Raw genomic sequence first — 13065 nt, 5'->3', positions numbered from 1 at the left:
TATATACCTCCTTGAAAAATTAAATTAAGTTTAGAGCCTGCTCGAAATCCTCTAAAATATCATCAATGTGTTCTATACCAACAGACACTCTAACCATAGTGGGAGTAACACCTGCGGAAATCTGTTCTTCTGGGGATAATTGTTGATGAGTTGTTGAGGCAGGATGAATTACTAATGTTTTCGCATCACCTACATTTGCTAGATGACTAGAAAGTTTCAAAGAGTTTATAAACTTCACAGCATCATCAAAGCCACCTTTCAGAGAGAAAATCAACATGGAACCTTTTCCTCTATTGGTCATATAATTAGAGGCTCTTGAATGGTATTTATCCGAACGTAATCCTGGATAACTAACATTATCAACTTTCGAATGATCATCTAACCACTTAGCCAATGAAAGAGCATTAGAGCAATGTCTTTCTATTCTTAAACTTAAAGTTTCTAATCCTTGAAGTAATAAAAAAGAATTAAATGGACTAATTGCAGGTCCCCAATCTCGTAAGCCCTCTAGCCTAGCTCTTAAAGCAAACGCAATATTTCGATCTGCAGGGACTCCAAGCATTCCACAAATATCACTCCCAAATCCAAAGGCATCCCAATGAACCAAGCCATGATAAGCCGCGCTGGGTTGACTCATTAAAGGATATTTCCCATTCCCCCAATCAAAAGTTCCTGCATCAACAATTACACCTCCAAGACTAGTTCCATGTCCTCCTATCCATTTTGTAGCACTTTGAACAACCACATCTGCTCCATGTTCAATAGGACGAATTAAAGCTCCAGCAGCACCAAGAGTGTTATCAACAATTAAAGGGATATTTTTCGATTTAGCTAATTTCGATAGTCCCTCAAAATCAGGGATATTAAACCTAGGATTCCCCATTGATTCTACATAAATTGCTTTTGTAGATGAATCAATTTGTTCTTCAAAGCTCTCTGCATCATCACCATCAGCAAACTTGACATTGATTCCTAATCGTGGGAATTGAACTTTGAATTGGTTATAGCTACCACCATACAAAAACGATGTTGAGACAAAGCTGTCTCCTGAAGTAAGGAAGTTTGTAATCGCAATGAATTGTGCAGACTGTCCTGATGCTGTAGCTAAAGCAGCTACTCCTCCTTCAAGTGCTGCAATTCTTTTTTCGAAAACATCCGTTGTAGGATTCATCAAGCGAGTATAAATATTTCCAAATTCCTTCAAACCAAATAAATTCGCTCCATGATCTACATCGTTAAAAACATATGAACTTGTCTGATAAATAGGAACCGCCCTAGAATTGGTAACAGGATCTGGTACTTGACCTGCATGCAATTGAAGAGTTTCAAAACGTTGGGAAGTCAAAGAATTAATTATCTCTATTTTCTTTTTAGCCACATAAGTTAAGAATTGGCTATTAATTTATCCAATCATTAGGAGGTAAAGATTTATCTGACTCAGCTAGAGATGGTAAATTTTCTTTTATAAATGATAAAAGCTTTTCATTGACTTTCTTTCGGAATTCAAGAACGTTTTCTTTATCAATAATTTGATAGTCTTGGTTGCTCTCAAAATCACCATCTCTGAGAGATCGCCAACTAGAGTTTTTGCCACTGGATTTCGCATTAGCCAAAGCCCCTTGAAAATCAAATTGCTTTATAACAACTGATTCTTTATAGATTTCTAAAGCTGTTTTGACCAAGTCCTCTCTAATTGGGCCGATTAATTTGGCCTTAATTGTATCCGGCAAGCCTAAAACTGGTTCAAAATAATCAATTACTCGAAGTTCCTCTTCTAGAAAAATAGGCCAAACCCCTCTCATGCCATCGTCTAGATTTTCACTTAACTCAAAATCATTCATTTCATTTAGGAAAAACTGAATCCAGCAATAATATGACTTTTCTTTAAGAGGTTTTTTAACTGAAACTTTGCTTTTAGAAATTTCAGGCAATAAAGATTCTGCTTTTCTTAGAAAAAACCTATCTTCTCTCTCTAAATTTATAGAGCCCCACCTTTGTCTGTAATCCCATAATTCAATATATTTGTACAAATCTTCCTGATTCCAACCTAATTGTTTAAGCTCATCGGCTCTATGGGTTAATTCCTTTGCCACAAGAAAAAATAAATATCTTTTTTACTTTAGTGATAAGTTGGGTTATGTGAAACCCTAAACAATATTCTGTACATCTGAGACAAAATTTGAGTTTGAAGAAATCCCAATTCCATGAAGAGAGTTTGACAAAGTAGGAACTTGAGTAATGAAACTAGAAAGCAATTGATATTGAACCTCTGCTCTATATAGATTTTGTGTTTGATATTTTACTTTGAAATACCTATTTGATTGTAAAAAATCATTCAGGAATCGAATAATTAACTCAACAATTATCAAATAAATAAATTCGGGAAGGAGTCCAAAGAAGTCATCACCATTCTCATTAGAAAATGAGAAATAACCTTCGAGAAAATACTTACAACAGTTAACATCAAAATATACATTATTTATATTATCTGGATTCTCGCCAGCAATATTACAAATAGATCGAATACAATCAGCCAAATCAGTAAGTAAATAACCAGAAGATACAGTATCTAGATCAATCAAAGAAACAACATATTTATATTGAATATCAAAAAGAAAATTACTTAACTTAGGATCACCATGAATTAAACTTAGTTGTATTGATTTTCTCTTTAAATATCCTAGTAAAGATTTAATATATAAGATATGATTAGACAACCCATAAATTAAGTTTTGAACTCTTTTATTTATTTGATCGTCTAATTTAATAAAGTTAAAATCTTTAATCGTAATATTAAATTGGTCAATGTATTTTTTTGTATTATGAAAATCTTTAATAGTATTTTCTAATTTTGTAAGGTCAATATCGGAGCATGTTCCATGAAACTTAGCAAGACCAAGACCAGTTTGATAAGCCATTTTATTATCTTCTAAAATATCAAAGCTAAGACTTTCATCTATATATTCCATAGCTCGCCAAAAATCTGAGCAAAAAGGAAATACAAAAAGGTTATTAGAATTACACTTAATTAAACATGGAACTTCCCATCTTTGATTGATAGATTTAAGATGGTTTATTTTAATTTTAGTTTTAATATGATCGGTTATTAATTTATGATTCATATTAACTTGCTCATAGGATTCAAATATATTACTAAGACACTGTAAAACGAATTTAGACTTTTTCCCATTAATTAAATGTTCAATAATATACGTTTTATTTATAAGGCCAGAATCTATTGAATCAATATTTAAAAGTATACTATTATCAAAAAAATTGGAAGTGACGAAATTTATTTTCTCAAAATCCATAGGGTTTATTTTATAGATTAGTTTTTAAGAAATGAGTTTCCATGTAATCAATAACTTTACTATAAACCGGCTTATTTTGAGCTCCTAGTTGATTATCAAAGCCAATCTCACTAAATTCAAAAAACAATTCATCTTCATTAGTTAGTGAATTTATTACAAAATCTATAGAAGTTTTTAAATGGAAACTATTTAGTGCTTCAGATATTTTCTTACTCTGTAAAGACTTTACAGATTCTTGACAATAATTAGCCAGTTCACGGCTACATGACATAACACTATAAATGTATTTTTTTATCTCAAGAGGGCCAAATATACACATATATAAAAGATTAATCATTGAGGAATTATTCAATGGTATAGAATACTTTCTTAAAATATTTGGCCAATAATTCAAAGAATTTATACCTTCTAAAGCTCCACGTTTAAGACCAGATCTTTCGCACCATTCTATAAATTCATCTACACCTTTTGGACATCTTTTATACTCAATCATATTCTCAGCTAGGACTTGACCAGCTTGAAAATTTCTAGTTGGGTTACCACTTACAGGCAACATCATGCTCCCTCTCACATCCGCAACCATAGCTGTCAGCTGAGTAAAGGTATGATCTCTTACCTGAACAAAATCTCCATCCTTAATATAGGAAGCCTCTATGCGTTGGACGCCATATCCAAGTTCGGTAATAGGAAAAGGTTGTTTAGAATATAAATCCTCCCTATCAGTTCGACTCATTGAAACGTAGGCAGCCTGATCTAGACATTGATCTAATAATAGAGTTAATAAAGTTGGTAGTAATCCAGGATTATTCTTATGAAAAGTATGACCAAAACCCGCTAAGATTGAAGATATATTTTTAGCAGCTTTTATGTATTGACCTTCAATGTTATGTATACCTGCAGATACTTGTATATTTGGTGAAATTTTATTTAATAATTTTGCACCTAATATTGCATTCATAGCGTCTGGATGACAAAAATTAGCAGTAAAACTATCTAGTGGATTTCGAAGAGCTCCGTGTCGATGAAACCCTGAAAAGAAAGCTAGATTATTTAATTTTTCGCACAACACAAAAGATTCGTTCAAATCATGATCATGGCAAAATGATCCAACCAAGCATGCAATTAAAACATTATCTCTATTAAGCTCTTTTTTGAGTTTGAATGCTAACTCAACGTCATTTATTATGTGCTTACTATTTGAACTCAAAACAACTAATTCACAGTTAATCAATAAATCCTTAAGAGTATTATATCTGCCTGGTTTATTTTCATTTGAAATTGCCATAGATTCAATTTTATTTTTTATCCCGTTATCCATTTCAGAGAGATCAATATCCGAGAAAGCTCCAAAAAGTTCTCTACCATCTCTTGGGGCTAAAAGAATGTTGAAGCCTTCATTTTGCAACGCACAGTTGTAGGCAAGAGAGGCAGGGTATAAGCCGACACTGTAAAATCCGACTTTTCCATTCAAAACCTCTCTAATTCTTAGGGCTATGTGCTCACTTGAATAAGGCTCAGCAAAAAAGCTATTACTTAAATTCTTATCAAACACAGTTTATTTTGATTCAATTACATTATATACAATAATTAGAAACTTTTAAAAATAGTTTTTACCATACTGAATATATATCTATATAATTATTTAAGAACAAGAACTATCAATAACGTGTATATTCATTTGGACTAGAGTAAAATAATATTTAAAGGCTTCTTTTATGAAAATGTTTAAGACGAAAGAAGAAGTTATTGACACTATAATAAAAGAGAAAAATATTCTAATAGTTCAGGATCTTGACGGCGTTTGTATTCCACTAGTACAAGACCCACTGCAAAGAGAGATTAGCAAAGAATATGTGAAGGACGTTTCAAGATTAAGAGATAATTTTGCAGTTCTAACCTGCGGGGAGCATGAAGGCAGAAGAGGCGTTAATCGCTTAGTAGAAAAGGCACTTAATTCGAAAACAACTGCAAAAGAAAATGGCTTTTACTTACCTGGCCTTGCAGCATGTGGAGTTGAATTTCAAGATAGATTTAGTAATTTGTCCCATCCAGGGCTCAAAGATAATGAGATTAACTTTTTAGTAAAAGTTCCAAAGATGATGAGATCAATGTTAACTAATGAATTAAAAAAAAATTTACCAAACCTTTCAAATGAGAAAAGAAATAAATTAATTGATGTGGCTGTATGTGATACACGCTTCACACCCACTTTAAACTTTAATGAAATCTTTAGTTGCGTTAAAAATGATTTTCAAAAAGTGAAAGATTTGCAATTAATTATGGAAAAAATAATGAATGATTTGCTAGAAGATTCTAAAGATTTTGGCTTAGATAATTCTTTTTATCTGCATTTGATGCCAAATCTAGGAATAAAAGATGGCAGAGAAATAATGAAATATGCAACACAAACTGAATTTGGGACAACAGATATTCAGTTCATTATCAAGGGAGCAATAAAAGAAGCAGGTCTTTTATTTCTATTAAATAAATACATAGAAAATAAAACTGGCGTTTATCCTTTCGGTGAAAACTTCAATGTCAGAAATGCCCCAAAGACACACAGTCAATTAGTAAAGCTATGCAGAGAAAAAATACCTATTGATCAAATGCCACTGCTAGTAGGTGTTGGCGATACAGTAACCTCGGTTAAAGATAATAAAGACAACTCTTGGTTAAGAGGTGGAAGTGATCGAGGTTTCTTAACTTTGATACAAAGGTTGGGAGAATCATATAAGAAAGATAATCAAGTTGTATTTGTTAACAGCTGCAACGATCAGGTATTAAGACCAAGAATTAATGGAACTGATATGAAAGGAGTTAGTGATCCTAATGATAATTTAAAATTCAATATGATTATTAATAATGGTCCAAAAGAATATATAGAGTGGTTTAAACAATTAGCTATTAACTTTTAGCTTATTAGTAAAACCTTTATAAAAATTTGCACTTAAATAAATATTTTAACTATAATGGCAAATGAAGCTTTCTATATATAGATCTCTATGGAGATAAATAAAAATAAATTCCCAAAAATCAAAAGAGACTTTCTTGATACTTTGCAAATAAATATAGGATATAAATGTAATCAGGCCTGCAGTCATTGCCATGTAGATTCTAGTCCAAGCAGAACCGAAATGATGAGCGATGAAATTATAAAGATTATACCTAAAGTTATAAAATCTAATAATATTAAGCTACTAGATATTACAGGAGGAGCCCCCGAGCTTCATCCTAAATTCAAAGAATTAGTAATAGAAGTACGCAGTCTTAATGTTGAAGTAATGGACAGATGTAACTTAACAATACTCAGAGAGCCAGGTTATGAAAGTTTAGCTAGTTTTTTAGCATCAAATAAAGTACAAATAACTGCATCGCTTCCATGTTATCTCGAGGGCAATGTAGACAAACAACGAGGAAAAGGTGTTTTTGAAAAAAGTATCTTAGCTCTTAAGCATCTTAACAATTTAGGTTACGGCATAAAAGACAAAGGTCTACTTTTAAATCTAGTCTATAATCCAAGCAGCCCACAACTTCCTCCATGCCAAAAAGAACTAGAAGATACTTATAGACGCGAACTAAAAGAAAGATATGGAATCTTTTTCTCGAATTTATTTGTTTTAGCGAATATGCCAATTAATAGATATGAGAACTATTTAAAGATAATTGGAAAACTAGAAGATTATAATAAATTACTTAAAGATAATCATAATCCAGCAAATCTTGATTCAGTAATGTGTAGAACAACTCTGAGTGTTGATTGGAAAGGTTTTTTATATGATTGTGATTTCAACCAACAACTTGGGATGAAGAGAGATGGTAACGTTAAGCATTTGAATGATCTATTAATTCCACTTGTCTCTTTAAAGAATAATCCTATTTCAATAGGAAATCATTGTTTTGGATGTACTGCTGGAGCTGGTTCAAGTTGTGGTGGAGAATTAACTTAAAAAAGTTTATTTGTTAGAACACTTTGGACATAATGCTCTTACGTTTAACGATGACTCCAATAATTTAAATCCAAAGTTTTTAGCTGCTGCTTTACCAGCATTAATAACATTATTATTCTCAAACTCTTCTGTTCTACCACATCGAATACAAATCAAATGATGATGATCTGGATGATCATGACTAAGCAATTCGAATCTATTACCTCCTTCACTTAAATCAAGTTCATTAAGGAAGGTCATCTTGACCAAGAGTCTTAAAGTTCTATAAATAGTCGCAAGAGAAACCTTCTCCCCAGAAATTGTCAATTTGGAATGCACCTCCTCCGCACTGAGATGGATTCCAGAGCCAATCTCCTCAAACAAAGAAAGAACCTTTTGCCTTTGAGGGGTCATTCTTTTACCATCTGAACGAAGGCCAGATTCAAAAGGAGAAGGATGACTACGATAGGAAGGGGGAGAAATCAATCACAGCTATTCTTTCTCAATAGTATAGCGTAATGAGAAAAACCCGCAACAATGGAAAGGATTATCCGGATTGCTCTCGATAAAAATTATGTCTAGATTTATTAGATGATTTATATTTAAATAAACAAAAAGAATTTCTAAAATGGATAAATTTTTAAAAAAAAATCGAACCCCAATCAATGTGAATAATAATAATAATATATTAGTAGAGAATGAAACATTACTACTTATAGTAGATGTTCAACAAAAGCTCATAAAAAATATAAAAGACAATCAATTATTAATATTTAATATTAAAAAGCTTATTGATACATGCAATTTGCTTAATGTTCGAATCGCTATTACGGAACAAAATCCATTGAAACTTGGGAAGACTATAGAATCAATTACAGAAAATAATGAATATCCTAAATTTGAAAAAATGGAATTCAGTTGTATTAAGAATAAGAACTTTATAAATTATATAAATGATTATAATTTTAAAAATATAATAGTTAGTGGTATTGAGAGTCATATATGTGTTCTTCAGACATCGATTGATCTTTTACAAAAAGGGTTCAACATTCTAATTCCAAGAGATGCTATTGGCAGTAGGAATGAAATGGATAATGATACTGCTTTTCTAAGGCTTATATTATCCGGTGCAGTTGCGTCTACGACTGAAAGTCTAATATGTCAATTATGTAAGACCTCTAATAGAAAAGAATTTAGGGAGGTTAGTAAAATTTTAAAGAATTCATTTGAAATTAAATAATTAGAAAATATATAGACAAATCATTTTTTTCAGGCAGTCTGAAGAAAAGTAAACAGAGATCATGGACGATTTTTATAAAAACATAATTATTTCATTACTTACCTTTAGCATAGGTTGCATTATTTCCTTGGTGAGTCCAAAAATCTTAAAAAAGATTTTAAGGAAAATAACCTCTGCGACACAAAGCAAAACTGATGACTATATAGCGACTCTTCTACTTGAGACTATTAAACCCTTAGGGTTTATCTTAAGTTTCATAGTTGCATGGAAAGTCTTACTAATTGGTGGAATAGTAGATAAGACATTAATTGGTATTAGTAAGTTTCTATGCCTTATTTATATTGTCAGATTTGTAAATAGAGTATTTTTAAAAATAATACAAAGATGGGCAAGCAAAATAAATGATCAATCTATTAGTGAAATGATTCGTTCACTTAGTCCAATGGTTGGAGCATCTGTTTGGAGTCTAGGAGTTATTTTTTATCTTCAAAATATGGGTGTCCAAATGGCTGCCATTTGGGCTCTTTTAAGTGCAGGAGGTATAGGAGCTGGACTGGCTTTAAAGGAACCAGTTCAAGAGTTCTTCGAATACATAACGATCCTCCTAGACAAACCATTTCAAAGTGGACAGTTTATTCATATTGATGGGATCTGGGCAAAAGTTGAGAGAGTAGGCGTTAGATCAACACGCCTAAGAAGTATTAACGGCGAAGCAATAGTAATGAGCAATAGCCGACTCACAAATGGAGTAATATCAAATTATGCTGAGATGAAAAAAAGAAGACTCGTTCATAAATTAGGTGTGGTTTATGAAACTACATACGAACAAACGAAAAGCATACCTATGCTGATAAAAAATATTGTTGATAAAACTGAAAATGCGATCTTCGACCGATGTCATTTTATCGAATTCGCAAATAGCAGTCTTGATTTTGAACTTGTCTATTACATTCCTACAAGTGATTATCTTCTAGCAATGTCAGCTCAGCAAGAAATTAATCTAGAGATTATGAAGAAATTCCAAAATGAGAATATTAATTTTGCTTATCCAACCCAAACAATTCATGTAAATAAATAAGAGATATTTATTTAAGTATCTTATCTATTAGGGATTGAGATAGCTCCCATAACTTATCTGATAAATCTCTTCTTTGGGCATCATTACTGATTTCAGTTTGTTCAAAAGTAAATTTTCCTGATGAAATAATTCTATTACTATAATAATTGAAACCAGGTTCTCTATATTTACATAAACAAGCTAGATTAGTTAGAAGTAAACCTGCATCTTTATTTGATGTGGTTATTCTTAAAATATCTCTAGCTAAAAAAGAAAATAATATTTGTCCTAATTGATTATATTTTCTACTGTACCTAAAAAATCCTTGATTATCTCTAGAGATAACTAAGCCTGGAGCCCAAGCAATAACTGGAATTAACAATTTCTTGCTCATAAAATATTCACTTAACTTTCTTGCAAAAAGAATATTACATAATTTACTATCTTTATATGCTTTATCAGCATTAAATTTATTTCCATCAATCATTTCAAAACCAACACTAGATTCCAATCCTTTTAAGTTTCCTAAGCTTGCCTTGGCTCCTACCTTACCTCCACCACTGCTAGGATTATGAACTTCTGAAGAAGTAATAATTATTTTAGTATCATTGCTTATATCTATCAAAGGTAAAATCTTTTGTGTCAGATAAAAATGTGATAAATGATTAACAGCAAAAGTTAATTCTATTCCCTGAGTGGACCTTCTAGGTGTTTTTGATCCAGTATATTGAAGACCCGCATTAAAAATTAATACATCAATATTCCAACGTCTATTTTTAACCTCAGAACATAAGGAATCAATACTATTCAAATCAGAAAGATCCATTATTGGAGTATAAATCTCGCCTTTCTTAGATGATTTATCTAACGAATAATTAAATAAATTAGTCAATACTTCATTCGCTCGAGTTATATTTTTACAAGGTAAGATTATATTATTACCAAGGGAAATTAATTTTATAACTGCTTGAAAACCAATACCCGATGAACCGCCTGTTATAAAAATAGTTAAAGGTTTATCTTTTTTGAAAATATTTGAATTTTCTTTCATAAATGTTTAGTTTTACTATTAAATGATTTTGGAATTAAACTAAATTTTATATTATTTCAATTTTTAATAAAAAAATCTTGATAAATACTTAGAAATAAAATAAAATTATTAAGTTGATAAAAAACATTAATACAATTCATTCTTAATGCCATCGCGAGCTATTGTTGAACCTATAGGCATGGTGTTTAAAGTGGTAAACATGGGAGGCAATCAAATAACTAAATTTTATTCTAAGAAATTAAATCCTATTTTTCGACCCCAAGTAAAAGGAAATAGCCATTCTCCTCAAGGGAAGCAATGAATACTAGTGCATTAAAAGATGCTCTAGTACTTGGGTCAGGCCCAGGCGCTTTATCAATAGCGGCAGCTTTAGCGATTGAGAACTTAGATGTTGAAATCTTATCGGAACAATCGCCAGATGAACCTTGGCCCTTCACGTATGGGATTTGGGGTGAAGAAGTTGACGAACTTGGGCTAAGTCATTTACTTGAACATAGATGGGTAAATACCATTAGTTATTTTGGGGAGGGAGACAAGGATCCTAATTCTAAAAAGAATGAAATCACCAAACACAATAGAGATTATGGACTTTTTGATAAAAATAAATTACAAGCTTATTGGTTAGAACAATGCAATAATGCTCAAATAAAATGGCATAAAGGATCAGCAGTCAACTTAGAAACAAATCAATTAACCAGCACAGTTAAAACTTCTAATGGAAAAGAACTGAATGCTCGGGTAGTAATTGACGCAACTGGCTACAAACCTGTTTTTATTAAGTCTCCTAACCAAGGACCAGTAGCCGTTCAAACTTGTTACGGAATCGTAGGGGAGTTCAGTTCACCACCTGTCGAGAAAGGCCAATTTGTTTTAATGGATTATCGTTGCGACCACTTGAATACAGAGGAGAGAAAAGAAGCTCCAACATTTTTATACGCTATGGACATGGGAAATGGAAAGTTTTTCTTAGAAGAAACATCCTTGGGTCTATTTCCTCCAGTATCTCTTAATGAGTTAAAAAGAAGACTGGAAAAAAGATTAGAGACTCGGGGTTTAGAAATAAAAAGTCTTGATCATGAAGAGCATGGTTCATATCTGCCAATGAACATGCCTATCCCCGACCTAACACAGCCGGTCCTTGGATTTGGCGGTTCTGCTGGGATGGTACATCCTGCATCTGGATACATGGTTGGCAGCCTTTTAAGGAGAGCTCCTAAAGTTGCCAAAGCCCTTTCATTAGCAATGAAAGACCCAAAAGCATCCTCAGCTTCATTAGCAAAGAAAGGTTGGCAAACCTTATGGCCATCAGAGCTCAGAAGGAAACAAGCTATTTATAAATTTGGATTAGAAAAATTGATGCGCTTCGAAGAGAAGTTGCTAAGAGGATTTTTTATAGAGTTTTTCAGTTTACCTAATAAACAATGGTATGGATTCCTTACAAATACTCTTAGCCTTAAAGAACTAATATCCGCAATGTGGAAGATGTTTAGGAAATCACCGTGGACTATCAAACAAGGCTTAATGAATATGCATGGCAGAGAATTAAATTTATTATTTAAAGCATTACTAGTTAATAATAAATGAGAAAAATACTTATAAGTGGAGCAAGTAGAGGTATAGGTAAAGCGATAGCATTAAAATTACTTAAAGAAGGACATTCATTAAGCTTAGGGGTAAGAGAAAAAGGAGATTTATTCAATACACCCTTAGATCCCAAAAAAAACAATTCAGATAGTTTTTTGGTTCACAACTATGAGGCAATTGATAAAAATTCATCAAAGAAATGGGTAGATAAAACATTCGAAACTTTTAAAAGTATTGATACTATTATTCATTGCGCTGGGATATTCAAAAGAACAAATCTATTATTTAATGATAATGAAATGAAAGATATTGAAGATCTATGGAAAGTTAATGTGATGGGACCATGGATACTAACAAAACATGCTTGGAAGTATTTATCTCTAAGCAATTCAGCACGAATTATTGTATTGGCATCAATGAGTGGAAAACGATCAAAAGGTAACTTGACTGGCTATTCTATGAGTAAATTTGCTTTAATGAGCTTATGCCAATCCATGAGAAATGAAGGATGGGAAAAAGGTATTAGAGTTACAGCTATTTGCCCAGGCTGGGTAAATACAGATATGGCAAAAGAAATAAAACATTTTCCCAAAAAAAATATGACACAAGCAAATGATATTGCAAGTATTTGCTCCAATTTACTTGATTTACCAAACAGTTCTATTCCTTTTGAAATCGCACTAAATTGTCAACTTGAAACAAGCATTTATTAGAGAAGTCTTATTTTTTTTTAAATAGGATTAGTAGTTTTCTTAAATGTATTCAACACTCCCAGAATTGCCTTACGGAGATACTTATGAAAATAGTTTCTATAAAAACCTCCTATTGCTTTACCTACTGAATATGTTCTTTGAATGAGACCAACTATAAAATTAAAGAGCCATAAACAAACCAAT

The 13065-nt window shown here is 31.9% G+C and carries 12 protein-coding genes; 6 read left to right on the top strand and 6 right to left on the bottom strand.

Annotation, left to right across the window (positions count from 1 at the left end; genetic code table 11):
• Positions 1–19: 19 nt before the first annotated feature.
• From EW15_RS03525 to EW15_RS03510, 4 genes are all read right to left on the bottom strand, one after another.
• On the bottom strand, positions 20–1345 hold the full coding sequence (locus EW15_RS03525; protein WP_156095786.1) for an O-acetylhomoserine aminocarboxypropyltransferase/cysteine synthase family protein: 1326 nt from the start codon (positions 1343–1345) through the stop codon (positions 20–22).
• Positions 1346–1397: 52 nt separating this feature from the next.
• Positions 1398–2093, bottom strand: coding sequence for a hypothetical protein (locus EW15_RS03520; RefSeq protein WP_038652000.1), 696 nt, complete (start codon positions 2091–2093; stop codon positions 1398–1400).
• Positions 2094–2147: 54 nt separating this feature from the next.
• The gene (locus EW15_RS03515) at positions 2148–3122 is read right to left on the bottom strand and encodes an aminoglycoside phosphotransferase family protein (RefSeq protein ID WP_225866598.1); all 975 of its coding nucleotides are present in this window, start codon (positions 3120–3122) and stop codon (positions 2148–2150) included.
• 199 nt (positions 3123–3321) lie between these two features.
• Positions 3322–4863, bottom strand: a complete 1542-nt coding sequence (locus tag EW15_RS03510; RefSeq protein WP_038651997.1) for a hypothetical protein — start codon at positions 4861–4863, stop codon at positions 3322–3324.
• Between the two features lie 163 nt (positions 4864–5026).
• Between EW15_RS03510 and stpA the strand changes: the two genes are divergently transcribed.
• Positions 5027–6226, top strand: a complete 1200-nt coding sequence (stpA, locus tag EW15_RS03505; protein ID WP_038651995.1) for a glucosylglycerol 3-phosphatase — start codon at positions 5027–5029, stop codon at positions 6224–6226.
• An 87-nt stretch (positions 6227–6313) separates the two neighbouring features.
• Positions 6314–7258 (top strand): arsenosugar biosynthesis radical SAM (seleno)protein ArsS, encoded by a 945-nt coding sequence (gene arsS, locus EW15_RS03500; RefSeq protein ID WP_038651991.1) that lies wholly within the window; start codon positions 6314–6316, stop codon positions 7256–7258.
• A gap of 6 nt (positions 7259–7264) precedes the next feature.
• On the opposite strand, the gene EW15_RS03495 is transcribed toward arsS, so the two are convergent.
• Positions 7265–7651, bottom strand: coding sequence for a Fur family transcriptional regulator (locus EW15_RS03495; RefSeq protein ID WP_369793873.1), 387 nt, complete (start codon positions 7649–7651; stop codon positions 7265–7267).
• Between the two features lie 214 nt (positions 7652–7865).
• On the opposite strand from EW15_RS03495, the gene EW15_RS03490 reads away from it, so the two are divergent.
• Both EW15_RS03490 and EW15_RS03485 read left to right on the top strand, forming a co-directional pair.
• Positions 7866–8477 (top strand): isochorismatase family protein, encoded by a 612-nt coding sequence (locus EW15_RS03490; protein ID WP_038651989.1) that lies wholly within the window; start codon positions 7866–7868, stop codon positions 8475–8477.
• Positions 8478–8538: 61 nt separating this feature from the next.
• Positions 8539–9555, top strand: coding sequence for a mechanosensitive ion channel family protein (locus tag EW15_RS03485; RefSeq protein ID WP_038651987.1), 1017 nt, complete (start codon positions 8539–8541; stop codon positions 9553–9555).
• A 7-nt stretch (positions 9556–9562) separates the two neighbouring features.
• Here EW15_RS03485 and EW15_RS03480 read toward each other — a convergent pair whose 3' ends face one another.
• Positions 9563–10585: an SDR family NAD(P)-dependent oxidoreductase gene (locus tag EW15_RS03480; RefSeq protein WP_038651985.1), complete on the bottom strand. Its 1023-nt coding sequence runs from the start codon at positions 10583–10585 to the stop codon at positions 9563–9565.
• A 297-nt stretch (positions 10586–10882) separates the two neighbouring features.
• On the opposite strand from EW15_RS03480, the gene crtL reads away from it, so the two are divergent.
• A complete protein-coding gene (gene crtL / locus EW15_RS03475) occupies positions 10883–12169 on the top strand; it encodes a lycopene beta cyclase (RefSeq protein WP_038651983.1) in 1287 nt (428 codons plus the stop codon).
• A complete protein-coding gene (locus EW15_RS03470; RefSeq protein WP_038651981.1) occupies positions 12166–12882 on the top strand; it encodes an SDR family NAD(P)-dependent oxidoreductase in 717 nt (238 codons plus the stop codon). Before crtL ends, EW15_RS03470 begins: the two co-directional genes overlap by 4 nt.
• The last annotated feature ends 183 nt before the right edge of the window (positions 12883–13065 follow it).

Source organism: Prochlorococcus sp. MIT 0801 (assembly GCF_000757865.1).
Classification (GTDB): domain Bacteria; phylum Cyanobacteriota; class Cyanobacteriia; order PCC-6307; family Cyanobiaceae; genus Prochlorococcus_B.
This window is presented reverse-complemented; position numbering and strand designations above follow the sequence as displayed.

What these genes read in the sequence shown, in the direction of transcription:
- EW15_RS03515 (WP_225866598.1), bottom strand. Translation starts at nt 3,122, where the DNA reads ATGAATCATAAATTAATAACCGATCATATTAAAACTAAAATTAAAATA.
- stpA (WP_038651995.1), top strand. Translation starts at nt 5,027, where the DNA reads ATGAAAATGTTTAAGACGAAAGAAGAAGTTATTGACACTATAATAAAA.
- arsS (WP_038651991.1), top strand. Translation starts at nt 6,314, where the DNA reads ATGGAGATAAATAAAAATAAATTCCCAAAAATCAAAAGAGACTTTCTT.
- EW15_RS03495 (WP_369793873.1), bottom strand. Translation starts at nt 7,651, where the DNA reads ATGACCCCTCAAAGGCAAAAGGTTCTTTCTTTGTTTGAGGAGATTGGC.
- EW15_RS03490 (WP_038651989.1), top strand. Translation starts at nt 7,866, where the DNA reads ATGGATAAATTTTTAAAAAAAAATCGAACCCCAATCAATGTGAATAAT.
- EW15_RS03485 (WP_038651987.1), top strand. Translation starts at nt 8,539, where the DNA reads ATGGACGATTTTTATAAAAACATAATTATTTCATTACTTACCTTTAGC.
- EW15_RS03480 (WP_038651985.1), bottom strand. Translation starts at nt 10,585, where the DNA reads ATGAAAGAAAATTCAAATATTTTCAAAAAAGATAAACCTTTAACTATT.
- crtL (WP_038651983.1), top strand. Translation starts at nt 10,883, where the DNA reads ATGAATACTAGTGCATTAAAAGATGCTCTAGTACTTGGGTCAGGCCCA.
- EW15_RS03470 (WP_038651981.1), top strand. Translation starts at nt 12,166, where the DNA reads ATGAGAAAAATACTTATAAGTGGAGCAAGTAGAGGTATAGGTAAAGCG.